Source organism: Microbacterium sp. NPDC059771 (assembly GCF_042732495.1).
Lineage (GTDB): Bacteria > Actinomycetota > Actinomycetes > Actinomycetales > Microbacteriaceae > Microbacterium > Microbacterium sufflavum.
In genome coordinates, this window is the sequence record NZ_JBHWHK010000001.1 from 968,795 (window position 1) to 991,806 (window position 23,012).

Annotated in this window: 19 protein-coding genes and 1 tRNA gene; 9 read left to right on the top strand and 11 right to left on the bottom strand. The window is 70.6% G+C overall.

Going from position 1 to position 23,012, the window contains the following annotated elements:
* Entirely contained in the window at window positions 1-1,914 is a 1,914-nt protein-coding gene (locus tag ACFV3I_RS04615) for a DUF2207 domain-containing protein (RefSeq protein WP_378822450.1), read from the bottom strand.
* 80 nt (window positions 1,915-1,994) lie between these two features.
* Here ACFV3I_RS04615 and lysS point away from each other — a divergent pair, with 80 nt between their 5' ends.
* A complete protein-coding gene (lysS, locus tag ACFV3I_RS04620) occupies window positions 1,995-3,527 on the top strand; it encodes a lysine--tRNA ligase (protein WP_136029575.1) in 1,533 nt (510 codons plus the stop codon).
* Window positions 3,528-3,538: 11 nt separating this feature from the next.
* On the opposite strand, the gene ACFV3I_RS04625 is transcribed toward lysS, so the two are convergent.
* Window positions 3,539-4,651 carry a DUF4192 family protein gene (locus tag ACFV3I_RS04625; RefSeq protein ID WP_247638324.1) on the bottom strand — a complete coding sequence of 371 codons (1,113 nt, stop codon included), beginning with the start codon at window positions 4,649-4,651 and terminating at the stop codon, window positions 3,539-3,541.
* 110 nt (window positions 4,652-4,761) lie between these two features.
* On the opposite strand from ACFV3I_RS04625, the gene ACFV3I_RS04630 reads away from it, so the two are divergent.
* The 3 genes from ACFV3I_RS04630 to ACFV3I_RS04640 all read left to right on the top strand — a co-directional run bounded on the left by ACFV3I_RS04630 (window position 4,762) and on the right by ACFV3I_RS04640 (window position 7,287).
* Entirely contained in the window at window positions 4,762-4,935 is a 174-nt protein-coding gene (locus tag ACFV3I_RS04630; protein ID WP_168387235.1) for a hypothetical protein, read from the top strand.
* 86 nt (window positions 4,936-5,021) lie between these two features.
* Complete coding sequence (gene cls / locus ACFV3I_RS04635) at window positions 5,022-6,482, top strand: cardiolipin synthase (RefSeq protein WP_136029579.1); 1,461 nt, start codon at window positions 5,022-5,024, stop codon at window positions 6,480-6,482.
* A 58-nt stretch (window positions 6,483-6,540) separates the two neighbouring features.
* A complete protein-coding gene (locus ACFV3I_RS04640) occupies window positions 6,541-7,287 on the top strand; it encodes a hypothetical protein (RefSeq protein ID WP_378822451.1) in 747 nt (248 codons plus the stop codon).
* 596 nt (window positions 7,288-7,883) lie between these two features.
* Here the strand turns inward: ACFV3I_RS04640 and ACFV3I_RS04645 are convergent.
* A complete protein-coding gene (locus ACFV3I_RS04645; protein WP_206251813.1) occupies window positions 7,884-8,327 on the bottom strand; it encodes a hypothetical protein in 444 nt (147 codons plus the stop codon).
* Window positions 8,328-8,480: 153 nt separating this feature from the next.
* Between ACFV3I_RS04645 and ACFV3I_RS04650 the strand changes: the two genes are divergently transcribed.
* Window positions 8,481-9,140, top strand: coding sequence for a TetR/AcrR family transcriptional regulator (locus ACFV3I_RS04650; protein WP_136028483.1), 660 nt, complete (start codon window positions 8,481-8,483; stop codon window positions 9,138-9,140).
* A 26-nt stretch (window positions 9,141-9,166) separates the two neighbouring features.
* Here the strand turns inward: ACFV3I_RS04650 and ACFV3I_RS04655 are convergent, their stop codons facing one another.
* A complete protein-coding gene (locus ACFV3I_RS04655) occupies window positions 9,167-10,165 on the bottom strand; it encodes a diacylglycerol kinase family protein (protein WP_241115050.1) in 999 nt (332 codons plus the stop codon).
* Window positions 10,166-10,221: 56 nt separating this feature from the next.
* Between ACFV3I_RS04655 and serS the strand changes: the two genes are divergently transcribed.
* The 4 genes from serS (at window position 10,222) to ACFV3I_RS04675 (ending at window position 13,753) form a co-directional block, all read left to right on the top strand.
* Window positions 10,222-11,526, top strand: coding sequence for a serine--tRNA ligase (gene serS, locus ACFV3I_RS04660; RefSeq protein ID WP_136030473.1), 1,305 nt, complete (start codon window positions 10,222-10,224; stop codon window positions 11,524-11,526).
* Window positions 11,523-12,344, top strand: a complete 822-nt coding sequence (locus ACFV3I_RS04665; protein ID WP_136030471.1) for an HAD family hydrolase — start codon at window positions 11,523-11,525, stop codon at window positions 12,342-12,344. Before serS ends, ACFV3I_RS04665 begins: the two co-directional genes overlap by 4 nt.
* A gap of 42 nt (window positions 12,345-12,386) precedes the next feature.
* Window positions 12,387-12,471 (top strand) — tRNA-Ser (locus ACFV3I_RS04670).
* 52 nt (window positions 12,472-12,523) lie between these two features.
* The gene (locus ACFV3I_RS04675; RefSeq protein WP_136030468.1) at window positions 12,524-13,753 is read left to right on the top strand and encodes an LCP family protein; all 1,230 of its coding nucleotides are present in this window, start codon (window positions 12,524-12,526) and stop codon (window positions 13,751-13,753) included.
* Between the two features lie 144 nt (window positions 13,754-13,897).
* Here ACFV3I_RS04675 and ACFV3I_RS04680 read toward each other — a convergent pair whose 3' ends face one another.
* From ACFV3I_RS04680 to ACFV3I_RS04710, 7 genes are all read right to left on the bottom strand, one after another.
* Window positions 13,898-15,388: an Ig-like domain-containing protein gene (locus ACFV3I_RS04680; protein WP_247638327.1), complete on the bottom strand. Its 1,491-nt coding sequence runs from the start codon at window positions 15,386-15,388 to the stop codon at window positions 13,898-13,900.
* A gap of 199 nt (window positions 15,389-15,587) precedes the next feature.
* The gene (locus tag ACFV3I_RS04685) at window positions 15,588-16,997 is read right to left on the bottom strand and encodes a rhamnulokinase family protein (RefSeq protein WP_247638328.1); all 1,410 of its coding nucleotides are present in this window, start codon (window positions 16,995-16,997) and stop codon (window positions 15,588-15,590) included.
* Between the two features lie 13 nt (window positions 16,998-17,010).
* Window positions 17,011-19,047: a bifunctional aldolase/short-chain dehydrogenase gene (locus ACFV3I_RS04690; RefSeq protein ID WP_247638329.1), complete on the bottom strand. Its 2,037-nt coding sequence runs from the start codon at window positions 19,045-19,047 to the stop codon at window positions 17,011-17,013.
* 84 nt (window positions 19,048-19,131) lie between these two features.
* Window positions 19,132-19,893 (bottom strand): DeoR/GlpR family DNA-binding transcription regulator, encoded by a 762-nt coding sequence (locus ACFV3I_RS04695; protein WP_206251807.1) that lies wholly within the window; start codon window positions 19,891-19,893, stop codon window positions 19,132-19,134.
* Window positions 19,894-19,902: 9 nt separating this feature from the next.
* The gene (locus tag ACFV3I_RS04700) at window positions 19,903-20,889 is read right to left on the bottom strand and encodes a LacI family DNA-binding transcriptional regulator (protein WP_378822453.1); all 987 of its coding nucleotides are present in this window, start codon (window positions 20,887-20,889) and stop codon (window positions 19,903-19,905) included.
* A 73-nt stretch (window positions 20,890-20,962) separates the two neighbouring features.
* On the bottom strand, window positions 20,963-22,117 hold the full coding sequence (locus ACFV3I_RS04705; protein WP_247638331.1) for a Gfo/Idh/MocA family protein: 1,155 nt from the start codon (window positions 22,115-22,117) through the stop codon (window positions 20,963-20,965).
* Entirely contained in the window at window positions 22,114-22,953 is an 840-nt protein-coding gene (locus tag ACFV3I_RS04710) for a class I fructose-bisphosphate aldolase (protein WP_378822454.1), read from the bottom strand. Before ACFV3I_RS04710 ends, ACFV3I_RS04705 begins: the two co-directional genes overlap by 4 nt.
* Window positions 22,954-23,012 lie beyond the last annotated feature (59 nt).

Below are 23,012 nucleotides of genomic sequence, written 5' to 3' on the forward strand. Positions count from 1 at the left end.
TCACCGTCCGCCCGAGAAGCCGCCGCCGCCCCCGCCGCCCGAGAAGCCGCCGCCGAACGATCCGCCGCTCGACGAGGACCCGGTCGTCGGCGCCGTGTACGTCGCCGCCGACTGCGACGACGACATGAACGCCGCGAGCTGCACGCGCAGCGCGAGCGAGGTGGGATCGCCGATCCAGGCCGCGCCGCGCTGCTCTCGGGTGTAGGCGCGTTCGAGGACCTCGCCCCACTCGTCCTCCATCCCGAACAGCATCGCGTACGGCAGCAGTCGCTCATACACGTGGATCACCTCGGCACCATCGACCTCACGGCGTTCCGCACCGGTGTACGACTGCAGCATGCGCAGGCGGTCCTCCTCGGCCACGCGGATGAACTCGCGCACGCCCTGGAGGTACTCGAGCGTCCGGGCACCCTCCGGGGTGAGCACGGTGTGCTTCGAGAACGAGTAGAAGGCGGCGATGCCGACCAGTACCACGGCGAACGCCGCGGCGACGAGCGCCGGGATCGCGGCCAGCCGCCCGCTCGCCACGGCCCAGATGCCCACCCCGAGGCCCGCCAGCGCGATCGCGATGGCACACCACTGCACGACGACGGCGCCGCGACTCCGGGCCCGCTCCGTGAGGCCCCGCGTGGCGGCGGCCGTGGCCCCGGCGGTGGTGAGCGCCGACATGCGGGCGGCGAAGCTCTCGCTCGCGGTCGGCAGGTCGACCACGCCTTCCGCGTCGGCGCCGTGGAACAGGGCGTCGAGGGCGGCCGCGTCGAGCTCGTCCGGTGCGGAACCAGCAGGAAGACGGCGAAGTCGGGGTTGCTCGGGGCTGTCCCCCTCCTCGATGCGCAGCGCTCCGCGGACCGCGAGGTGCACGATCTCCGCGGGGATGACGTCCTGCGCCTTCGGGATGACCGCGGCGGCGACGAGCGGCGGCAGCGTCTCGGGCACGTCGTACTGGGCGACGACGATCCCCGTCGCGCGGCGGCGACGTCGGGTGAAACCTGCAACGGCGAGCCACCCCGCGACCGCGACGCCGACCGCGCCGATCGCCGCTATCAGCGGCCCGACGTCCGCGACCGGGTCGGGCGTGCGGGCCGGCGGCTGCTGGACGGTGCCCGCCCCGAACCCGATCGCGACCGTCACGCCGTCCCCGGCCGCAAGGTCCGCCGCCGACGTGCGGAACGTGGCGCCGTCGCCCGTGGGGTCTGGACCGTCGAGCGTGCACGCGGTCGTGGATCCCGCCGGCCCCTGGTAGCAGCGGGTCGAACCGGTGAGCCTCGCGGCCAGCGCAGCGTCCACGTGGACTTCGGCGTCGAACCGCTCGATCGGCTGCGTGCTGTCCAGCGGAAGGAGGTTCCAGTAGAACTCGTCGACCGCGGGCGTCGCGGAGTCTCTCGGCGACGTGGCCAAGACGACATCGCTCATCTCGTACTCGATCACATACGTCGTCAGGCCGCGCGCGTACTGGTCGTCGCCGGTGAGCACCAGCAGCAGTCCGTCCTCGTCGTCGGTCTCGAACGGGACGTCGCGCCCTTCGCCGTCGGTGACGGACAGCACGCGGGTGTCGATGCGGGCGTTCTCGTACGAGGTCGCGAGGCCCCGGACGATCCCGCGGTTCTGGTCGAACTCAGGGAACCGTGCCACGAGGGTCTCGGTCACGTGGAGGCGAGCGCGACCGTCGACGAGACTCAGGTCGTAGGTGGCGTCCCACGACGCGTACGAGAAGTCGTCCACGTCGGCGGCGACCGTACGCGCCGCGGTGCCCGCGGTGCCCGTGGCGGCCGCGGCTGCCGGCGCGACCGCAGCGCGGTCCGACCGGGCGGAGGTGAGTGCCGGAGCGGCGGAGGCCGAGGCGACGGGGAGGACGATGGCGCCGGCGGCGAGGACGAGGGCGGCGGAAGCGCGGGCGATCCTGGAGAGGGCCATGCACCGAGGCTACCCAGCGACGGCCGCGGGCCCGCATCGCGCCTCGGTAAACTGGGGGAGACTTTCAAGGAGCCCCGCACATGACTGACGCGTCCGCCGCGCCCGAATCGGCCACGACCGACTCTTCCCCCGAGGACGACGTCCACGAGCAGAAGGCGGTGCGACTCGCCAAGCGCGAGCGCCTGATCGCCCGACGCTCGGATGCGGGGGGCGGCGCGTTCCCCGTGGGCGTGCCGGTGACCCACTCGATCCCCGCCCTACGCGCGGAGTACGGCGAGCTGGAGGCGGGCGCGGAGACCGGTGTCGTGGTCGGGGTGGCTGGCCGCGTGGTCTTCAGCCGCAACACCGGCAAGCTCTGTTTCGCGACGCTGCAGGCCGGCGACGGCAGCCGCATCCAGGCGATGGTCTCGCTCGCGAACGTGGGCGAGGAGTCGCTGGCCGACTGGAAGGAATACGTCGACCTCGGCGACCACGTGTTCGTGCACGGCGAGGTCATCTCGAGCCGCCGCGGAGAGCTGTCGATCATGGCGGACGACTGGGCGATCGCGTCGAAGGCCATCCTGCCGCTGCCGAACGCCTATGCGGAGCTCAGCGAGGAGGGCCGCGTGCGCAGCCGCTACCTCGACCTGATCGTGCGCGAGCAGGCCCGCACGACCGTCCGGGCGCGCGCCGCCGTGAACGCCAGCCTGCGGGCGACGTTCGCGAGCCACGACTACCTCGAGGTCGAGACCCCGATGCTGCAGGTGCAGCACGGTGGGGCATCGGCGCGTCCGTTCGTCACGCACTCGAATGCGTTCGACACCGAGCTCTACCTGCGCATCGCTCCGGAGCTGTACCTCAAGCGGGCCGTGGTCGGCGGGATCGAGCGCGTGTTCGAGATCAACCGCAACTTCCGCAACGAGGGCGCCGACTCGACGCACAGCCCCGAGTTCGCGATGCTCGAGGCCTACCAGGCCTACGGGGACTACAACCAGATGGCCGCCCTCACGCAGGAGCTCGTGCAGCAGGCGGCGATCGCGGTCTCCGGCTCGACGACCGTGACCTGGGCGGACGGCACCGAGTACGACCTCGGCGGCGAGTGGGACCGCATCTCCATGTACGAGTCGCTGTCGGCGGCGTCGGGCCGCACGGTGACGCCGCAGGACGCGGTGGAGGACCTGATCTCGTTCGCGCAGGCCCACGGTGTGGACGTGCCACCGCAGGCCACGCACGGCAAGCTGGTGGAGGAGCTCTGGGAGCACTTCGTGAAGGGCGACCTGGTGCGCCCGACCTTCGTGATGGACTTCCCCGTCGACACCTCGCCCCTCGTGCGCGAGCACCGCTCGATCGCGGGCGTCGTGGAGAAGTGGGACCTCTACATCCGCGGGTTCGAGCTCGCGACGGGGTACTCGGAGCTGGTCGACCCTGTCATCCAGCGGGAGCGGTTCGAGGAGCAGGCGAAGCTCGCGGCCCGTGGCGATGTCGAGGCGATGCCGATCGATCAGGAGTTCCTGCGGGCACTCGAGCACGGCATGCCGCCGTCCGGCGGCATGGGGATGGGGATCGACCGTCTGCTGATGGCCATCACCGGCCTGGGCATCCGCGAGACCATCCTCTTCCCCCTCGTGAAGTGACCGGCACCCGTTCATCGGCGGGTCCGTCCGCGGAAGGCCCAGTCGGGTAGCGCCTCCTCGGCGATCAGCCTCTCGAGGAGCATGGCGAGGCTGTACTCCCGATCGATGTCGCGCGCGAGCTCGACGTAGCGACCGGCGTGCGTGGCGCGGCCGAGTGCCCACGACAGCCACGCCGCTGCGGTGAGGGGCGCGGGTCGTGCCGTGCGTGGTGCCCTCGCTGCGGCATGACGCACCACCTCCAACGCGCTGCGGAGCCGATTCGGATCGGGTGTGGGTCCGCGGCCGACGAACACCCGCCCGAGCTCGTCGGGAATTGGGCTGCCCGAGGCGGTGAAGGCGAGCTGCGCCTGGAGCGCACGGATACCGCCCTCTCGATCGCTCGCCCACTGCGCAAGGGCGGCGTCGCGGAGCGCGGGGCGCTGAAGGCACCAGAGCAGCGCCGCCCAGGCGAAGGGCGGGATCGTGTCCGGGCCTTTCAGCACCGCTTCGAAGAGCCCGGGGAGGTCGTCCAGCAGCGCGAGCGCGGCGAGCGCCTGCGGATCCTCCCGACCGGACACGCGGCCCTTCCCGTCCAGCGCGCCGCGGAGCCCGGTCAGCGCGCGCTCGACGCGCTGGCGCTCGGGCGCCCCCACGCGCGGTACCCGGGCTCCCGCGAGCTGGTCGCCGGACACGTCGCCGATCGAGGGGTGCGCGGGCGTGGGGCCGATCTCGGCGAGCGGCTTCAGCGTCGGCTTCCGGTCGAGGTAGCTGCTCCACCCGCCCGGCGTCACGCAGAGAGCATCCATCACTCGCATGCCCGCACCGCGCAGGCCGGCGAGAAGATGATCCACCACCACGGCGCCGGGCAGCACCAGGCCATCCGCCGTCGTGACGCTCTCCTCGTCCGTGTACACGACGACGGCGGCGCCGTCCGTGCCGCGGACGCGCTGCAGGAGCCGCACGGCCGAGGCGGCGTAGCGGCCGGGGGGCATCGCGTCGTCGGGCGGGTCGAGCCGCATCGCCCCGTCGGTGCGGGAGCCGCGGAACGGCAGGAGCACGATGCTCCGGCGCGGAGTGAACCCGGCGAGGGTGGGCACGATGCCCAGGAACTGGGCGGAGTCGGAGGCGTTGAGCACGGTGGTCATCCCGAGAGCATCGCCCGGTCGGCATCGCGTGGCGGGCCGCGAACCCGCAGTCGGGGGAGCATTCGTGGGAACCGGGCTCTGTGGAGGAGACCCTCGCGTACCATGGAGTCATGGACAACTTCTGGCTCGCCGCGGCATGGTCGCTCCTGCCGACCATCGGAGTCAGCATCGTGTTCGTCGTCGTCCTCCGCGGCATCCTGCGCTTCGACCGCACCGAGCGGAAGGTGCACGCCCAGATCGAGGCCGAGGAACGCGCCGCGCGCGGACTCCCGCCGCGCACCTGAGTCCGACCCATCCGCTACTGTGAAGCGAGCGTGCCTGGTCTGGCGCGCACCGGGGTCATGACCCCTGATGCGGGCGAGGGGGTGCGATGACAGCCTGGACCTGGGGCTGGTGGTTCGCGGTCTTCCTCCTGCTCCTCGACATCACGATCCGCGTCACCGCCATCATCGTGATCCCGCGCAACCGGCGTCCCACGGCAGCGATGGCGTGGCTGCTGGCGGTGTTCTTCATCCCCTTCGTCGGCGTGTTCCTCTTCCTCCTCATCGGCAACCCGCGACTGCCGCGGGCCCGCCGCCGCAAGCAGGACCAGATCAACGAGTACATCGCCGAGACCAGCGAGCACCTGCACTTCGGCACGCTGCGTCCGAACGCCCCCGCGTGGTTCGGACCGATCGTGCAGATGAACCAGCGCCTCGGAGCCCTCCCGCTCTCCGGTGACAACGGCGCGCACCTGATCTCCGACTACCAGGAGTCGCTCGACGAGATGGCGGAGGCGATCCGCACCGCCCAGGACTACGTGCACGTCGAGTTCTACATCCTGCAGTCCGACGAATCGACCGACAACTTCTTCCGCGCGCTCGAAGAGGTCGCGGCACGCGGGGTCGCGGTGCGCGTCCTGCTCGACCACTGGGCCAACCGGGGCAAGCCGCGCTACCGCCAGACCGTCGCACGACTCAACGCGATGGGGGCCGACTGGCACCTGATGCTGCCCGTGCAGCCGCTCAAGGGGAAGATGCAGCGCCCCGACCTGCGCAACCACCGCAAACTGCTCGTCGTCGACGGGAACATCGCGTTCCTCGGGTCGCAGAACATCACCGACTCGACCTACAACCTGCGCAAGAACATCCGCCGCGGACTGCACTGGGTCGACCTCATGGTGCGCCTCGACGGGCCGGTCGTGCTGAGCGTGAACGCCATCTTCCTGAGCGACTGGTACAGCGAGACCGATGTGGTCCTCCAGGAGATCGACATCGCGCACGCCAACATCGGGTCCGGCGATCTGGACTGCCAGGTCGTGCCGTCCGGTCCGGGGTTCGAGGTGGAGAACAACCTCCGGCTCTTCCTCGCGCTGCTGTACGCGGCGAAGAAGCAGATCATGATCATCAGCCCGTACTTCGTCCCGGACGAGGCGCTGCTGCTGGCCGTCACCGCAGCGGTCGATCGCGGCGTCCAGGTCGAGCTGTTCGTCTCGGAGGAGGGCGACCAGGCGATGGTCTACCACGCCCAGCGCAGCTACTACGAGGTGCTGTTGCGGGCGGGGGTGCGCATCTGGATGTACCGCAAGCCCTACATCCTGCACACCAAGAGCCTCACGATCGACGACGAGGTGGCGGTGATCGGCTCGAGCAACATGGACATGCGCTCGTTCGGCCTCAACCTCGAGGTGTCGATGCTCGTCCGTGGCGAGGAGTTCGTCAGGGAGATGCGCGAGGTGGAGGACAAGTACCGGTCGCTCAGCCGCGAGCTCACGCTCGAGGAGTGGATGCAGCAGCCGCTGCGGTCCACCGTGCTCGACAACCTGGCGCGGCTCACCTCGGCGCTGCAGTGACCGGCCCCGCGGGCCGAGCCCCGTAGGCAGGGGAGGATGCCGCGAGTACCCTGAGGGCATGACTCCTCGCCGGCTCCTCCTCGTCGCGTCCTCCGCGCTCGCCGCGGCCCTGCTCCTCGCCGGTTGCACGGTGGGTCCGGGCAACACCGCCCCGAACTCGACATCGGAGCCGTCGAGCGGTCCGGGCAACGCGGGCGGCGGTGACGATTCGGGCGACCTGGAGGGCGCACTGCTCGACGACGGGCGCATGTTCGCGGTCGTCAGCTGGGGCTCCTCCACGTGCCTGCCCCAGGTCGACCAGGTCTCCGCGGAGGGCCAGACGGTGTCGGTCACGCTGGTCGAACCCGAGGGCGACGGCGCGACGGAGAAGGCGTGCACGGCGGATCTCGCTCCGCGCGCGAGCGTCGGCGCGCTGCCGCAGGGCGTGGATCCGACCAAGGACATCACCCTCCAGGTGACCTACGGGGACGTTTCCGATGACATCGACCTCGACGGCGACCCGGACGCGACCGGCACCCCGGGCGACCCGACGTCGTACGAGCCGTCCGCGGGATGGTTCGACGACGGCGGGCTGGTGCTGCTGACGTGGGGCTCGTCCGGATGCCCGCCCGTCGTGGAATCGGCCGAGGGCTCGGGCTCCGCGGGCACGGTCACCTTCGTCACCGACGACACCCAGGTGTGCACGATGGACATGGCCCCGCGCGCGACCGTGATCGAGTTCCCCGAGGACGACGTGGACGACGACGCGCCGTTCACCCTCACGCTCGTGGGCGGCGGACTCGACGGCACGGTGCAGGTGCGCTGACCCCGGCGCCGCCCCGTCAGAGGATGTGCACGGGGTGGCCGGCGGGCAGCGCCAGCAGCAGAGCGCCCGGGTCGGCGCGGCACACCACCCGCACGGCCTCGCCGAACTCATCGCCGTCGAGCTCGACGGGCGTATGCTCGCAGACATGCGCGAAAGTGAAGTGTTACCGACTGGCATCACTGCCCGGTGGAGGTGGGAAGTTTTTGCCCGCGTGGTGGTCGCGGCTTTGTTCGCCGCAGTCGGGGCTCTGTTACTTCTGGTCGGCGACTTCTGGGTCTGGCCGATTGCTCTCGTGATCCTCGGCGCATCCAGCCGAACTGCGGCACAAGCCTCTGATCGGCGAAGTCGCGGTAGGCGTCAGAGGGCATGGGACGCAAGGAGTTTCTCGTTCGCGGCGATTCTCATCCCAGCGATGCTGGGGATCGTGATTCCATTGCGGTCTTTGGGGGTCCCTCTGCGACCTTGGGTCACGTGGTACGTGCCCGCGGCGACTTTCGTGCTCATGATTGTCACCACCTGCTTGCTCGTACTCCTTCAGTTGCCCTCGCAGGGCGAGGGGACGCCGGCTCACCGTCGCCCCCTCTGATCAATGAGCGTTACGCGAGGCAGGTCATGATTCCTCCCATTCCGGTGAAGCCGAGCGCGGAAATCCAGATGAGCGATCCGTCTGCGCTAAGTACGCCGAAGACGCCGCTGACGATGGACATCAGACACCCGATCGGGTCCGGCTTTGGGTGATCAATCACGGTTCCTGTCACCGACAACTTGTAGTTCGCCACCATCACGCCGTTGATGTACTTGTGTAGGAAGCTGCCGTGGCAGTCCGTGGTTGGCTCTCCGACGCGCAGCGACCAACTGCTTCCGTCCGAGCCGATGCAGATGTACTCGTACTGACCCGTGCTCATCGTTGCGGAGCCGATGGGGCTGGCCGTGCGTACTTCGGTCTGTGCGCTTGTGGCCGCGCTCGCTGCTTGCGGAGCCACAGCCGCTCCGATGGCGATGCACGCGGCAGCACACAGGGTTACGACACTTCTCTTCATGATGTTCTTCCCTTCTCGATCGCGGTGAGCGCCGCGATGCCCGGGAAGCTATGAACTGACCAATCGGTTAGGGAACTGAAGTATTACGCGCCACCTCCTGACCGGCTGTCCAGTGCGTAGGGTCACTCAAAGTGGACACGAGGAGGTGGAGCGATGAGTGCGAAACGGAACGGCGTGCGCACAACGGCTTTGAGGGCGCTCAATGCCCGCTCGGTGATGAGCCCGGACTTGAACGCGGCACCCGAGATCATCGAGGCAGCCGTGCGTGTGTTCGACGAGTTCGGTTATGAGGGCACGAGTTTCCGTCGCATTGCGGAGGTTGCGGGAACCTCGAAGTCCCTCGTCACCTACTTCTTCCCAACCAAACAGGCCTTGGTTGGGACCATCGTCGATCTCGCCTTCCCCGGCGGCGTCTTCATGGGAACCAAACGCACGGATGATGACCCGCTCGATGCGATCGTCGCCGTAGCGGAGCAAGTGACCGACAGCCTTCTGCACGACCCGCTGGCGCGAGTGTCGCTCATGCTGATGGATCGGAGGACCGACGGCTCGCCGCCCGCAAGTCCCAAGTTCAGCGGGTGGCTCGCGCGCTTGACCGACTACCTCGAAGAAGCGCAACGGAAAGAGCTGATCGCTCCGGATGCCGATCCGCCAAGAGAGGCGAAGTACCTCCTATCTGGCATCATCGGACTTGCCGAGTTGGCAAGGGACAGCGGCGCCTACCTGCGGCTTGTCGAAGACGCTGTGCTGCTCACTCGCGACCGGCTCGCTCACATCGTCGTCGGCCCGCGGGCGGGTGAGCTTCGCGCGTAGGGTGCGCTGACCCCCGCGCCACCGCGTCAGAGGATGTGCACGGGGTGGCCGGCGGGCAGCGCCAGCAGCAGAGCGCCCGGGTCGGCGCGGCACACCACCCGCACGGCCTCGCCGAACTCGTCGCCGTCGAGCTCGACGGGCGTGGGAGCGGGCGCCGCCGCCTCGGCCGCCGCGCCGCGGAAGTAGTGCACCGAGGCGTCCGTGCCGCGGCGCTCCAGCACGAGGCGTCCCGCGCGGAAGCGGCGCAGCACCGAGTTGTCCCACCAGATCTTGCGCCACACACCCAGCCAGCCGAGCACACCGGTCGGCTGGATCACGGCGACGTCGAGTGCGGCATCGGTGATCGACGCGTCGGGGATCAGCGAGATGCCGGCGGGCAGCGTGCCGCAGTTCGCGAACAGGATGCTGTGGACCTTGGTGGAGTGCAGGCGCCCCTCACCGATCTGGTAGACGGCGCGGAACGGCTGGGCCCGGGGGAGCGATCGCGCAGCACCGTCGACGTACGCGATCCACCCGACCGATCGCTTCAGGTCGGAGCGCGTGTTCGCGATCATGTCGGCGTCCAGGCCGATGCCGGCGAGCACCACGAAGGCATGCTCGACCTCCTCGCCGTCCGCGCGGGTGAGCCGTGCCCAGCCGATGTCGATCGGGTGGCGGAAGTCGCCCAGAGCGGCACGGATCATCTCGGCGGGGTCGGTCAGCGGCAGTCCCAGGTTGCGCGCGAGGAGGTTGCCGGTGCCGCTCGGCAGGATCGCGAGCGGCACCCCGGTGCCGGCGATGGCCTCCGCGACCGCGCGCACCGTGCCATCGCCGCCCGCCACCAGCACCACGTCCACACCGCGGGCGAGCGCCTCGGCCGTGGCTCCCTGCCCGGCGTCGTCGACCGTCGTCGGGTAGAACGCCGGGTGCTGCCAGCCCGCCTCGCGGCACAGGTCTCGAACCTGCGCCCGCAGCCGCTTCCCGTCCACTTTCACCGGGTTGTACACGAGTGCCGCCTGCGAGGTGACAGGGGGGCTCGTGCGCATGGCGCTACTCTAGACCGGCAGCCGAGGGGCTCCGCCGCACCTCGTAGACTTGCGGAATGATCGACCTCGCACTCCTCCGCGAAAACCCGGAGATCGTCCGCCGTTCGCAGGCTGCCCGTGGCAACGACCAGAGCACCGTCGACGTCGCACTCGAGGCCGATCGATCGCGCAGGGCCGCGCTCGCCGCGTTCGAAGAGCTGCGTGCCGAGCAGAACGCCTTCGGCAAGCAGGTCGCCAAGGCCCCCAAGGAGGAGAAGGCGGCGCTCGTCGCCCAGGCGAAGGACCTCGCCGACCGCGTGAAGCAGGCGCAGCACGCCGCGAACGAAGCCTCGGAGCACGCGGCCGCGGCCCTCGCGCGCATCGAGAACGTCGTGATCGACGGTGTGCCGGCGGGGGGCGAGGAGGACTTCGTCGAGCTGCGGCGGGTGGGCGACGTCCCGGCGTTCGACTTCGAGCCCCGCGACCACCTCGAGCTCGGGGAGCTGCTCGGCGCGATCGACATGGAGCGCGGCGCGAAGGTCTCCGGCGCGCGCTTCTACTTCCTGCGCGGGATCGGCGCCCGGCTCGAGATCGCCCTCATGAACCTCGCGCTCGACACGGCGCTGCAGAACGGCTTCGTGCCGATGATCACGCCCACGCTCGTGCGGCCGGAGATCATGCAGGGCACCGGCTTCCTCGGCGAGCACGCGGACGAGGTGTACCACCTCGACAAGGACGACGACCTGTACCTGGTCGGCACGAGCGAAGTCGCGCTCGCCGGCTACCACAAGGACGAGATCGTCGACCTGTCCGACGGCGCCCTCCGCTACGCGGGCTGGTCCACGTGCTACCGCCGCGAGGCGGGATCGCACGGCAAGGACACCCGCGGCATCATCCGCGTGCACCAGTTCAACAAGCTCGAGATGTTCGTCTACACCTCGGCCGAGGACGCGGAGGCCGAGCACCTGCGGCTGGTCGCGCTGCAGGAGCAGATGCTCACCGCGCTCGGCCTCGCGTATCGCGTGATCGATGTCGCCGCTGGCGACCTCGGTTCGAGCGCCGCGCGCAAGTACGACATCGAGGCGTGGGTGCCCACCCAGGGTGCGTTCCGCGAGCTCACCTCGACCTCGAACTGCACGACCTACCAGGCCCGGCGCCTCGATGTGCGGTACCGGCCGCCGGTGGAGGAGGGGGCGTCCGCGCCGAAGACGCAGCACGTGGCCACGCTCAACGGCACGCTCGCGACCACCCGGTGGATCGTCGCCCTGCTCGAGACGCACCAGCAGGCGGACGGCTCCGTGCGGGTGCCCGAGGTGCTGCGCCCCTACCTCGGCGGACTCGAGGTGATCCGCCCGCTCGCCGACGCGCAGGCCGCCCGGTGAGCGCGCCCTGGTTGGTCGGCCTCGACGTCGACGGCACGATCCTGCTCCAGGACGAGACCATGAGCCCCGGTGTGCCGGAGGCGATCGCCCGCGTGCGCGACGCCGGACACCTGGTCACGATCGCGACGGGGCGCAGTTGGATGGGGACGCAGCGCTACGTGGAGGAGCTGGGTCTCACGGCGGATCTCGTCGTCTGCTCGAACGGCGCAGTGACGATGCGGCGCGTGGGCGACCGGTGGGAGCGCTGGCACGTCGAGACCTTCGACCCGACTCCCGCGCTGGCTCTGCTCCGTGACCGCCTCCCGGACGCGCGATACATGGTCGAGCTCGGCTCCGGACAGCGGCTCTTCACCGAGCAGCTCGACGACTGGACGCTCGACGGCGGACGGCAGGTCGACTTCGACCGGCTCGGCGATCTCCCGGTGTCGCGCATCGTGGTCGTCTCGCCGGATCACGACGAGGACGACTTCCACCGGCTCGTGGCCGACGCGGGGCTCAACGAGGTGTCGTACGCGATCGGCTGGACCGCCTGGCTCGACATCGCTCCGCAGGGCGTCGACAAGGGAACGGCGCTGGAGCGGGTGCGTCACGAGCTCGGACTGCAGCGCGACCGCGTGCTGGTCGCGGGGGATGGTCGCAACGACATCGGGATGTTCGGCTGGGCCCTCGCGGGCGGGGGCCGTGCGGTGGCGATGGGGCAGGCGCCGGACGAGGTGAAGGACGCCGCGGGAGAGGTCACGACCGACGTCGAAACGGGGGGCCTCGCGACCGCGCTCGACACGCTTCCAGCGCCCGCCCAGGTCGACGCACGAGAATAGAGTTCGGCTAGACTCACGCCTGGTCGGCAGACGTATCTGTCGGGAGGGTTGTCCGAGCGGCCGATGGAGCTGGTCTTGAAAACCAGTGGGCAGAGATGTCTCGTGGGTTCGAATCCCACACCCTCCGCATACCGAGCACGGCGAACCCTCCACGCCGTGCCGAATCCGAAAGGGCCCGAGTGAGCGACAACCGACGCCGTCATACCCTCGCGCGACACGGTCAGCAGCACACCCCCGGCACCCTGGGTCAGCTGATGAAGTTCATCGCGATCGGCCTGGCCGTGGTGCTGGTCAGCGGCATCGGTGTCGGCACCTACATCTTCTACGACTTCTCCAGCACGGTCTCCGCCAACGCGGTCGATCTCGACGGTCAGGAAGACGTTCCGCCGGACATCGGCGAGTACAAGGGTGGTTTCAACCTCGTTCTCACGGGCGTCGACACGTGCGAGGAGAAGTACAAGGATCTCTTCGGCGATCGCTGCACCGGTCGCGACGCGGGGGGCACGCTCAACGATGTGAACCTGCTGGTCCACGTCTCGCAGGAACCCCGGCGGATCACGGTGGTCAGCTTCCCGCGTGACCTCATGGTGCCGATCCCCGAGTGCGAGGACGAGGACGGCAACGTCCACTCCGCCATGAGCAAGCAGCCGCTCAACACCGCCTACACCGACGGCGGCCTCAACTGCGTCGTCCAGACGATCTCGCAGCTGACCGACCAGGAGGTGCAGTTCGCGGCATCCGTCACGTTCGGCGGCGTGATCGAGATCACCAACGCGATCGGTGGTGTGGAGGTCTGCCTGGCCAACCCGATCAAGGACCGCTACACGGGCCTCGACATGGAGGCGGGCACGCACTGGCTCCAGGGCCTCGAGGCGCTGCAGTTCCTGCGCACCCGGCACGGCGTCGGCGACGGCAGCGACCTGGGACGCATCGGCAACCAGCAGCAGTACATGTCGAGCCTCGCGCGCGCGCTGATCAGCAGCGACACCCTCGGCAACGTCCCGGTCATGCTGAAGCTCGCCAACATCGGCCTCCAGAACCTCGAGACCAGCACGTCGCTCGCCGATCCGATGAAGATCGCGCAGATCGCGCTCGCCGTGAAGTCCGTTCCCTTCGAGGACATCGTGTTCCTCCAGTACCCGACGAACCAGGACAGCGCCGACCCCAACAAGGTGGTTCCGAACACGCAGGCGGCTGACGTGATGTGGGATGCGATCGAGAAGAACGCCCAGCTCCAGGTCACGCATCAGAACACGAGCAACGACGGGGTGATCGTGGCGGAGCCCACCACCCCCGTGGAGGCGACGCCCGATCCCAACGCGACGCCGAGCGACGTGGTGGCGCTGCCCGACAGCATCAAGGGCAACTCGGCCGCACAGCAGACCTGCTCCAACGGCAACGTGCGCTGACGCGCCAGGCGTCGTCTCTGCGCGCGGCCGGGCGCGGACCCGTCCGCCCCAGAGCGATCGAGGCTCCAGCCGGCACGCACGGAGGGCGGGGACGAGGTCGTGAGACCTCGCCCCCGCCCTCCGTGCGTGGGGCGGTGCCCGGCGTCAGCGCGCGCGACGTGTGCGCGCGACGTGCGCTGCCACGAGCCCGGCGCCGATGAGCGCGAGCACCGTTCCGCCGGTCAGGACCCAGGGCGACGTGCTGCCGCCGGTGGTCGCGAGCGATCCGGCACTCGGATCGGCCGGAGCCGCCGGGTGCGCGGGCGTGCCCGGCGTGCCGGGGTCGGCCGGGGCGCCGGGGTCGGCCGGAGTGCCGGGGTCGGCCGGGTCCACCGGCGGGGCCGCCGGGAAGGTGTTGGTGACGACGATCTCCGCCGTACCCGCGGCCTCATCCGTGACGGTCGCCGCTGGGCCGACGGCGACGCTCGCCGCGCCGCCGTTCTCCGTCTCGGTGGCGGTGCACACGCTGGAGACCGGTGCCGTGAGGGTCTGCGTCTCGGCACCGGTGAAGGTCAGGGTGCGCGGATAGTCGGGTGCCGACTCCCCCGCCCACTGGCAGTCGACGACGACGGCGAACGGCCCCGTCGGCGTCCCGGCTCCCTCGACCGTCTTGGTGATCGCCAGCTGTCCCACACCGGTGCCGGCGCCCTCGCCGCCGGCGCTCAGGCGGCGGACCGATCCTGGCGTGCTCCAGGACTCGCCGTCCGCCGTGACCGACAGGGTGTTGCGGTACACGTCGAGCGACGGGTCGGTCACGCTGTTCTGGAACTTGACCTGCACGATCTCGCCGTCGGCCACGGCGCGGCCCATCGTGACCGTGAGCTGCTGGGCGGTGCAGTCGACCGTGTAGTCGCCGGCGTCCACCGGCACGAGATCGGTGAGGAAGCCGTCGGCATCCGCCGTCGAGGTGTGCCGCACGAGGATCGGCGACGTGCAATCGACCTCTTGGCCGGGCTGTGCCGGGTCGTCGAACACGAGAGAGGAGAACGGACCGCGGGGTGAGGCCACGGTCCATTGGAGGGCACCCTGCGGGTGGGTCGTGCCCTGATCGGCGAGGTCGGTCCAGGCGCCGGCCTTGCTGGGGGCGGTGCGGTCGATGCCCGGAACGCCCGTGGCCTCGATGCCATCGTCGAACGTGACGCCCCCGTCACCCGTGAACATGATCGGCACGGTCGTGCCGGTCTGCGTGGTCTGGAACTCGGCCGAGAAGTGCGCCGTGCCGTGCACGGAGAGCGGGTGCGTGGTGACGTAGTCGGTGAGGGTGAAGGTCGCGAGCCCCTCGGGGGAGAGGGACGCCTCCGCGACCTCGGCGCCATCGGTGTCGGTCAGGGCGAACCCCTGGGTGAGCGCGAGCAGTTCGGGTGGGAGCTGCAGCGTGAACGTGTCGCCCGCGCGGGAGTCGTCGGGGACGCTCCACGCGAGGTCGATCTGCACGTCCGATCCGGCGGCGGCGCTGCTCTGCACCACCTCCACGCTGGTGATGGCTCCATCGATGGTCGCCGCCGAGGCGGTGGACGCGGTAGCGAGGGAACTCGCGAGGAGAGCGGTGAAAGCGCCGGTGGTGGCGAGGGCGCGCGAATATCTGGTCTTCGTCATTGATTGTCCTTCGTGAGCGCTGCCTGAAGAGGCGAGTGGTGACACTAACGCGTAGCATGTTACCCTATGGCTGGGAGGGTCGAGCCCGTCGAGCTCGCGGAGGGGCCGAGCTCGGCAGGCGCGAAAGCACCAGCGGTGCGACGAACAAGGGGCGGTTCCTCTCCGACGGGAAAGGAACCGCCCCTTTTCGCCGTTCGGATCAGGCGCCGGGCGCGAAGACCTTCGGGGGATGCGTGGCGGCGACGAGGGCGCGAAGGTCTTCCAGCGTGCCGAGGGTCGCACCGCGTGCGCGGCCCTGGATCAGGACGTTCCCCAGGGCGGTCGCCTCGACCGGGCCCGCGAGGACCGGGAGGCCCGAGCGGTCGGCGGTCGCCTGGCAGAGCAGGTCGTTGAGCGCGCCGCCCCCGACCAGGTGGATGCGGTCGAGACTGCGGCCGGAGAGCTCGGCGGCCGTGTGCACCGCCTCGGCGAACGCCGCGGCGATGGACTCGATGATCGAGCGCACGAATGCCGCACGCGTCGACGGTGAAGGTTGCGGCAGCAGGGCGGCGATCCGGGCGGGCATGTCCCCCGGCGCGCTCAGCGACGGGTCGTTCGCGTCGAACACCGGGACCTGGTCGGTGACGGCCGACGCCACGGCCAGCAGTTCCGGCAGTGCGATCGGCGCACCGTCCTCGGCCTCCCACGCGCGCACCGTCTCACTGAGCAGCCAGAGCCCCGTGACGTTGTGCAGGAAGCGATACCGGCCGTCGGCTCCGCGCTCGTGCGTGAAGTTCGCCTCCCGCGCGTCGTCGGTGAGCACGGGTGCGCGCAGCTCGACGCCCACCAGGCCCCAGGTCCCGCACGAGATGAACGCGGACGAGGACGACTCCAGCGGAACGGCGACGACGGCGGACGCGGTGTCGTGCGAGGCCACCGCCACCACGGGCAGGCTCGCACCGATGCGTGCCGCGACCCCGGGGGTCAGCGTGCCGACGACCGTGCCGGCGTCGACGAGTTCGGGCAGGAGCCGTGGCGGGATCCCCGCCCTGACCGCGAGCTCGGTGTCCCATTCGCCCGACCGCACCCCGAGCAGGCCGGTGGTGGAGGCGTTCGTGCGCTCCGCCACGCGCCGGCCCGTGAGGAGGTACGCGAGGAGGTCGGGGATGAGCAGAGCCGTGTCCGCCTCCGTGAGACGCGGGTCGGCACGGAACTGGTACAGCGTGGTGAACGGCAGGAACTGCAGGCCGTTGCGCTCGTACAGCTCCGCGAAGGGCACCTCGCCATGCACCTCGGCCACGCCACGGGCGGTGCGGCGGTCGCGGTAGTGGAACGGCTCCCCGAGCAGCTCGCCGTCGCGCAGCAGCCCGTAGTCCACCGCCCAGGAGTCGATCCCGATGCTCTCGATGGACGGCTCGCGGCGGACGGCCTCGGCGAGCCCGTCCACCACGTGCTCGTACAGGGCGGCGAAGTCCCAGTGCAGTCCGTCGGCACGCTCCACCGCTCCGTGCGGGAACCGCGAGACGGGTTCCAGGTCGAGCACCCCGGGGCCGATGCGCCCGATCATGACCCGGCCGCTGGTCGCGCCCAGGTCGACCGCCGCCACCGCCCTGACCCTCGTGTCGTTCATCGGCCGGTGACCCTCATCGCAGGAACGCGGCGGCGACGCCGGAGTCGACGGGGATGTGCAGGCCGGTGGTGCGGCTCAGCTCCGGTCCGGTGAGCACGTAGACGGCATCGGCGACGTTCTCCGGCACGACCTCGCGCTTGAGGATCGTGCGGTTGGCGTAGAACTGGCCGAGGTCCTCTTCCTTGACACCGTACGTGGCGGCACGGTTGGCGCCCCAGCCCGACGCGAAGATGCCGGAGCCGCGCACGACGCCGTCGGGGTTGATGCCGTTGACCCGCACGCCGTGCTCGCCGAGCTCGACCGCGAGCAGCCGCACCTGGTGGGCCTGGTCGGCCTTGGTCGCGGAATAGGCGATGTTGTTCGGGCCCGCGAACACGGAGTTCTTCGACGAGATGTAGATGATGTCGCCGCCGAGCTTCTGATCGATCAGCACACGGGCCGCGGCCTTCGACACCAGGAACGAGCCCTTGGCCATGACGTCGTGCTGCAGGTCCCAGTCCTTCTCGGTCGTCTCCAGCAGCGGCTTCGACAGGGAGAGCCCCGCGTTGTTGACGACCAGGTCGACGCCGCCGAACGCGAGCAGGGCCTCGTCGAGCGCGGCCCGCACGGCCTCGGCATCCGCCACGTTCGCGGCGACGCCGATCGCGACGTCGGTGTTCCCGAGCTCGGCGGCCGCGGCCTGCGCCTTCTCGAGATCGAGATCGGCCACGACCACGCAGGCGCCCTCGGCGGCCAATCGGGTCGCGATCGCCTTGCCGATGCCGGAGGCGGCGCCGGTGACGAACGCGATGCGACCCTGGTGGGTCTTCGGCTTCGGCAGCCGCTGGAGCTTGGCCTCCTCCAGCGCCCAGTACTCGATGCGGAACTTCTCGGCGTCGGAGATCGGGGCGTAGCTCGACACGGCCTCGGCGCCGCGCATGACGTTGATCGCGTTGACATAGAACTCGCCGGCGACGCGCGCGGTCTGCTTGTTCGCGCCGTAGGAGAACATGCCCACGCCGGGCACGAGCACGATGAGCGGGTCGGCGCCGCGGATGGCGGGGGAGTCGGGGGTGGCGTGCGCGTCGTAGTAGGCCCGGTAGTCGGCGCGGTACTGCGTGTGCAGCTCGTGCAGACGCGCGATCTGCTCGTCGACGGTCGCCGTGGGGGGCAGGTCGAGGATCAGCGGCTTCACCTTGGTGCGCAGGAAGTGATCGGGGCAGCTGGTGCCCAGGGCCGCGAGGGCGGGCGCCTTCTCGGCTGCGAGGAAGTCGAGCACGACGGCGTCGTCCGTGAAGTGCCCCACCATCGGCTTGTCGGTCGAGGCGATGCCGCGGATGGTGCCGGCGAGGGCCGCGGCCCGACGGCGACGGTCGGCCTCGGGGAGCGCCTCGAACCCCGGGCGGACGGGACCGAACGGCTCGGCGCGGCCGTGGTCGGCGAGGTACGCCGCCGCGGTGTCGATGATCCAGAGGGAGTTCGCCTCGGCCTCGTCGGAGGTGTCGCCCCACGCCGTGATGCCGTGCCCGCCGAGGATGCAGCCGATCGCGGCGGGGTTCTCCGCCTTGATGGCGGCGATGTCGAGTCCGAGCTGGAAACCAGGGCGCCGCCACGGCACCCACACCACGCGGTCGCCGAAGATCGCGGTCGTCAGGGCCTCGCCGTCGGCGGCGGTCGCGATCGCGATGCCCGAGTCGGGGTGCAGGTGGTCGACGTGCGCCGCGTCGACGAGTCCGTGCATGGCCGTGTCGATCGAGGGGGCTGCCCCGCCCTTGCCGTGCAGGCAGTAATCGAACGCGGCGACCATCTCGTCTTCGCGGTCGATTCCGGGATACACGTCGACGAGCGCCCGCATCCGGTCGAGGCGCAGCACGGCGAGGCCGCTCTCGGTGAGGGTGCCCAGGTCGCCGCCCGAGCCCTTGACCCACAGCAGTTCGACGGGCTGCCCGGTGACGGGATCGATCTCGGTGCCCTTGGCCGAGGTGTTGCCCCCGGCGTAGTTGGTGTTCTTCGGGTCTGCGCCCAGACGGTTGCTCCGCGCGATCAGCTCGGCGGCGGTCGGGTTGGTCATGACGATCTCCTGCACCATCGGGGGAGCGCCGCAGCGCTGTTAAGTCCTGTGAAAGATAACACGATCTGACGCCAGCGCCAAGGGTCAGCGCACCTCGGCGATCCCCCGGAAGGGGTCGAGGCGCTCATCCGCCGGATCGAGATCGGTGATCAGCACGTCCACCTGCGCGGGCTCGAGGGCGCGGGCGACCGACCGACGACCCAGCTTGGTCGCATCGACGCAGAGCACCGTGGTGCTCGCCTGCGCGGCCAGCGCCCGCTTGACCTCGGCCTCCTCCACCGACACCTCGGAAGAGCCGTCGATCTCGTCGAGGGCATCGGCCGAGGCGAAGAACACGTCGAAGTACACCGCCTGCAGGCTGCGGAGGGCGAGGGGTCCGATCAGGCTGCCCGTGGTCGGCTCGGCGGTGCCGCCCGACAGCACCGCGGTCACCCCCTCCCGCGGCTGCAGCAGCTGGAAGGTCTCAACGGCGTTGGTGTACACGGCGAGTGCGTCGCGCGGTCCGAGCACCGCGGCGAGCGTGCTGATCGTCGTCGACGCGTCGAGGGCCACCGTCCCGGCGGCCGGCACCAGGTGCAGCGCCTTCTCGGCGATCACCCTCTTGGCGCTCGCCCGCATGCTGCGCCGGGCGTCGAAGGGCCGGGCGCGGGGAGCCGCTGTCGCCCCGCCGCGCACCCGTCGCACCCGCCCCTCGGCCTCGAGTTCGAGGAGGTCGCGCCGGATCGTCATCGACGACACCGCGAACAGCTCCGCTGCCCCGTCGATCGAGACGCCCTCGGGGCCTTCGGCCATCGCGACCAGCTCGTCGCGGCGGCGCTGAGCGTCGAGGTTTCCGGAAAGAGCCATACCGGGAATCTAGCCGGTGGGCGTGCGCTGCCGACCGCCGCGATCGACGAGCGTGGTCGGCACGAGGTGCAGGGCGGGTGGCGCGGCGGCGTCCCCCGCGATGCGGTCGAGCAGGGTGGTGGCGGCCAGGGCGCCCAGTGCGGCGACGTCGTAGGCCACCACGCGCAGCGGCCGCGGCAGCATCCACGACAGCTCGAAGTCGTCGAAGCCGGTCACCGCGACGTCGGCGTCACGCCGCGTGAGCTCTTCGAGGGCTCCGACCGTCGCGCGGTTGTTGCCGCAGAACAGGGCCGTCGGCGGGCGGGGGCCGTCGAGGAGGCGCGCCGTGGCAGCCGCGGCGTCCTGCGGGGTGTGGATGCCCGTGACGAGGAGCGACGGATCGAGCGCGCGGCCCGCGGCGGCGAACGCCTCCTCGGCCCCGGCCAGCCGCTCGCGCATCGTGTAGATCTCCGTCGCGTCGAGCAGGAGCCCGATCCGCTCATGCCCGCCCAGCAGTTCGGCGACCGCCGCGCGTGCACCGCCGCGGTTGTCGAGCAGCACGGTGTCGGCGGGGATGCCGTCGCCCGGGCGGTCGAGGAACACGACCGGCGTGCCGTGGGCGACCTCGGGCGCCAGGTAGCCGTGATCGGTTGCGGCGGGGACCAGGATCAGCCCGCCCACCCGGCGCTGGCAGAGGTCGAGGGCGAGGCGGCGCTCGACGGCGGGATCCTCCTCGCTGGAGGCCATCAGGACGTGCAGACCCCGCTGTGACGCGACGGCCGACACGGCCGCGGCGACCCCCATCGAGAAGGAGTTGGAGAGGTCGGCGGCGAGGAACCCGATGGTGTCGTTGGTGCCGGAGCGCAGGCTCGCCGCGAGGGCGTTGCGGTGGTAGCCGAGGCGGTCGATGGCCTCGCGCACGCGGTCGGCCAGGGCGGGGTCGACGTTGGGCTCCGCGTTGATGACGCGCGAGACGGTCTTCAGACTGACCCCCGCCGCGGCGGCCACGTCGTTCATCGTCGGCCTGCCGCTGCCGCGCATCGTGCGCCCTCCGCTCACCACCTCTCCACGATAGGAGCGTGCGCGCCGTTCACCCGCGCGGCGCGACGGCCGCGCCCGACTGATGCGAGGCGATAGCCGCCGCGAAGATCCGATGCGTCGCGGCCGCCTCCTCCGGTCGCACGGTGCCGAAGCCGTCGCCGAGGAGCCCCTGATGCTCGGCGAGGAACGCCGCCCACATCTGCAGGATCGCGTCCGAGAAGCCCGACTCGAAGTTCGGCCCGGTCACCGTGGGCCACACCGACTGGCTGCCGGCGTCGATGCGCTGCCAGCTCTGCTCGCGCCCGACCCCCGGCACGTCGATCAGCGCGAACACCTGTACCTCCTTGGGGTTCTTGGTGCTGAAGCGCACGGCGCCCTCCATGCCGATCGCCTCGAACTCCCAGGTGTTCTTCTCGCCGGGGGCGATCCGCTTGGTCTCGGTCGTGAGCGGGAACCGCGCCCCGTCGTGCGTCGCCCACGAGTGCAGGACAGCGTTGTCCCAGGTGTCGCACGGCTGCGGGGTGCCGTCGGGTCCCGGCCGTTCGGTGACGATGTCCTGCAGCACGCCGCTGACGGTCTCGGGCATCCAGCCCAGGCGCAGCGGCACGTGCCAGGTGTGCATGCCGAGGTCGTTGAGCACCCCGGCCTCGCCGCAGAACCGCTGCTGGCGCTTCCAGTTCAGCGGCTTCGCCGTATCGAGGTCGCTGGCGTGCAGGAACGCGCAGCGCGCCTCGACGATGCGACCGAGCGCCCCGGAGCGCACGTAGTCGACCGCCCACTGGGCGCCGGGGAAGTACGGCATCTCACTCGACACCCGTACGAACGACCCGGGGGTCTCGTCGATCGCCCGGAGGATCGCGTCGGCGGCGGCCCCGTCGACGCCGAAGGGCTTCTCGGCCAGCAGGGCCTTGCCCGCCCGGATCGTGTCGACGTAGAGCTGCTCATGCAGGTCGTGGCGGACGGCGATGTAGACCACGTCGATGTCGGGATCGGCCAGCAGCTCATGGTGGTCGGTGGTGGTGAGGCGCACGGTGTCGATCCCGGCGAACCACTCCAGGGCCGCGGGGTTGATGTCGCACACCGCCACGAGCTGCGGGTCGGCGGGGTGGTCGACGAGCGCGGGCCAGCGGCGCAGGGCCGCCGCGATCTCTCGGCCCATCAGACCCCCGCCGATGATGCCGACGTTCACGCGGCGCCCGCTCATCGCGTCGCTCCGATCAGGCGGAGCGCGTCGTCGACCGAGGCGTCGTCGTGCACCACGGCCATCAGGGCTGCGGTGATGCCCCGGGGGTCGTCGTGCTGGATGACGTTACGGCCGTACACGATGCCGCGGGCACCCTGCGCGAGGACGGCGACCGTGCGCTCGAGGAGCGTGCGATCGTCGACGCGTCCGCCGCCGCGCACCAGGACCGGGGTGTCGCCGGCGGCCTGGATGACGCGGTGGTAGTCGGAGATCTCGTCGGTGGGATCGGCCTTGATGAGGTCGGCCCCGAGCTCCCTGGCCTGCCGCACGAGCGTGACGATCTTGGCGGTGTCGCCGTCCACCGCATAACCCCCCGCGCCCGCCCGGGTCTGCATCACCAGCGGCTCGATCATCAGGGGCATGCCGTAACGCTCGGCGTCGGTGCGCAGCGCGAGGATCGACCGGATGCACTGCTCGCGCACCTCGGGGTGGCCGGGGATGTCGAGCAGGTTCACGCACACGGCGACCGCGTCGAGCCGCACCGCCACCTCGATCGCGTCGGGCACGTGGATCGAGTGCAGCGGCGACTCCAGCGGGTCGTTGTAGACGTTGGCGATGTCGGTGCGCAGCACGAGGCCGGGCTTCTGCTTGCCGGGGACGGACTGCAGCAGCGGGGCCTGGCCGAGCGTCAGCTGGATCGCATCGGGGCCCGCGTCGACGAGGGTGCGGACGGTCGCGGCCATGTCCTCGATGCCGGTGAGGAACGAGTGCTCGTGGAAGGCCCCGTGGTCGACGGCCACGTCGAGGGCGCGACCGGAGCGGGCGTGGAACAGGCGGTGGAGGCGAGACTTCGTCATCGATGGTGCTCTCTGCGTGAGGGTGGCGTGGCGATGCGCACGATCAGTATGCAGAGACG

Excerpts from the sequence above, each read along its gene's own strand:
- ACFV3I_RS04615 (WP_378822450.1), bottom strand. The coding sequence starts at position 1,914 with ATGGCCCTCTCCAGGATCGCCCGCGCTTCCGCCGCCCTCGTCCTCGCC.
- lysS (WP_136029575.1), top strand. The coding sequence starts at position 1,995 with ATGACTGACGCGTCCGCCGCGCCCGAATCGGCCACGACCGACTCTTCC.
- ACFV3I_RS04625 (WP_247638324.1), bottom strand. The coding sequence starts at position 4,651 with ATGACCACCGTGCTCAACGCCTCCGACTCCGCCCAGTTCCTGGGCATC.
- ACFV3I_RS04630 (WP_168387235.1), top strand. The coding sequence starts at position 4,762 with ATGGACAACTTCTGGCTCGCCGCGGCATGGTCGCTCCTGCCGACCATC.
- cls (WP_136029579.1), top strand. The coding sequence starts at position 5,022 with ATGACAGCCTGGACCTGGGGCTGGTGGTTCGCGGTCTTCCTCCTGCTC.
- ACFV3I_RS04640 (WP_378822451.1), top strand. The coding sequence starts at position 6,541 with ATGACTCCTCGCCGGCTCCTCCTCGTCGCGTCCTCCGCGCTCGCCGCG.
- ACFV3I_RS04645 (WP_206251813.1), bottom strand. The coding sequence starts at position 8,327 with ATGAAGAGAAGTGTCGTAACCCTGTGTGCTGCCGCGTGCATCGCCATC.
- ACFV3I_RS04650 (WP_136028483.1), top strand. The coding sequence starts at position 8,481 with ATGAGTGCGAAACGGAACGGCGTGCGCACAACGGCTTTGAGGGCGCTC.
- ACFV3I_RS04655 (WP_241115050.1), bottom strand. The coding sequence starts at position 10,165 with ATGCGCACGAGCCCCCCTGTCACCTCGCAGGCGGCACTCGTGTACAAC.
- serS (WP_136030473.1), top strand. The coding sequence starts at position 10,222 with ATGATCGACCTCGCACTCCTCCGCGAAAACCCGGAGATCGTCCGCCGT.
- ACFV3I_RS04680 (WP_247638327.1), bottom strand. The coding sequence starts at position 15,388 with ATGACGAAGACCAGATATTCGCGCGCCCTCGCCACCACCGGCGCTTTC.
- ACFV3I_RS04685 (WP_247638328.1), bottom strand. The coding sequence starts at position 16,997 with ATGAACGACACGAGGGTCAGGGCGGTGGCGGCGGTCGACCTGGGCGCG.
- ACFV3I_RS04690 (WP_247638329.1), bottom strand. The coding sequence starts at position 19,047 with ATGACCAACCCGACCGCCGCCGAGCTGATCGCGCGGAGCAACCGTCTG.
- ACFV3I_RS04695 (WP_206251807.1), bottom strand. The coding sequence starts at position 19,893 with ATGGCTCTTTCCGGAAACCTCGACGCTCAGCGCCGCCGCGACGAGCTG.
- ACFV3I_RS04700 (WP_378822453.1), bottom strand. The coding sequence starts at position 20,889 with ATGAACGACGTGGCCGCCGCGGCGGGGGTCAGTCTGAAGACCGTCTCG.
- ACFV3I_RS04705 (WP_247638331.1), bottom strand. The coding sequence starts at position 22,117 with ATGAGCGGGCGCCGCGTGAACGTCGGCATCATCGGCGGGGGTCTGATG.
- ACFV3I_RS04710 (WP_378822454.1), bottom strand. The coding sequence starts at position 22,953 with ATGACGAAGTCTCGCCTCCACCGCCTGTTCCACGCCCGCTCCGGTCGC.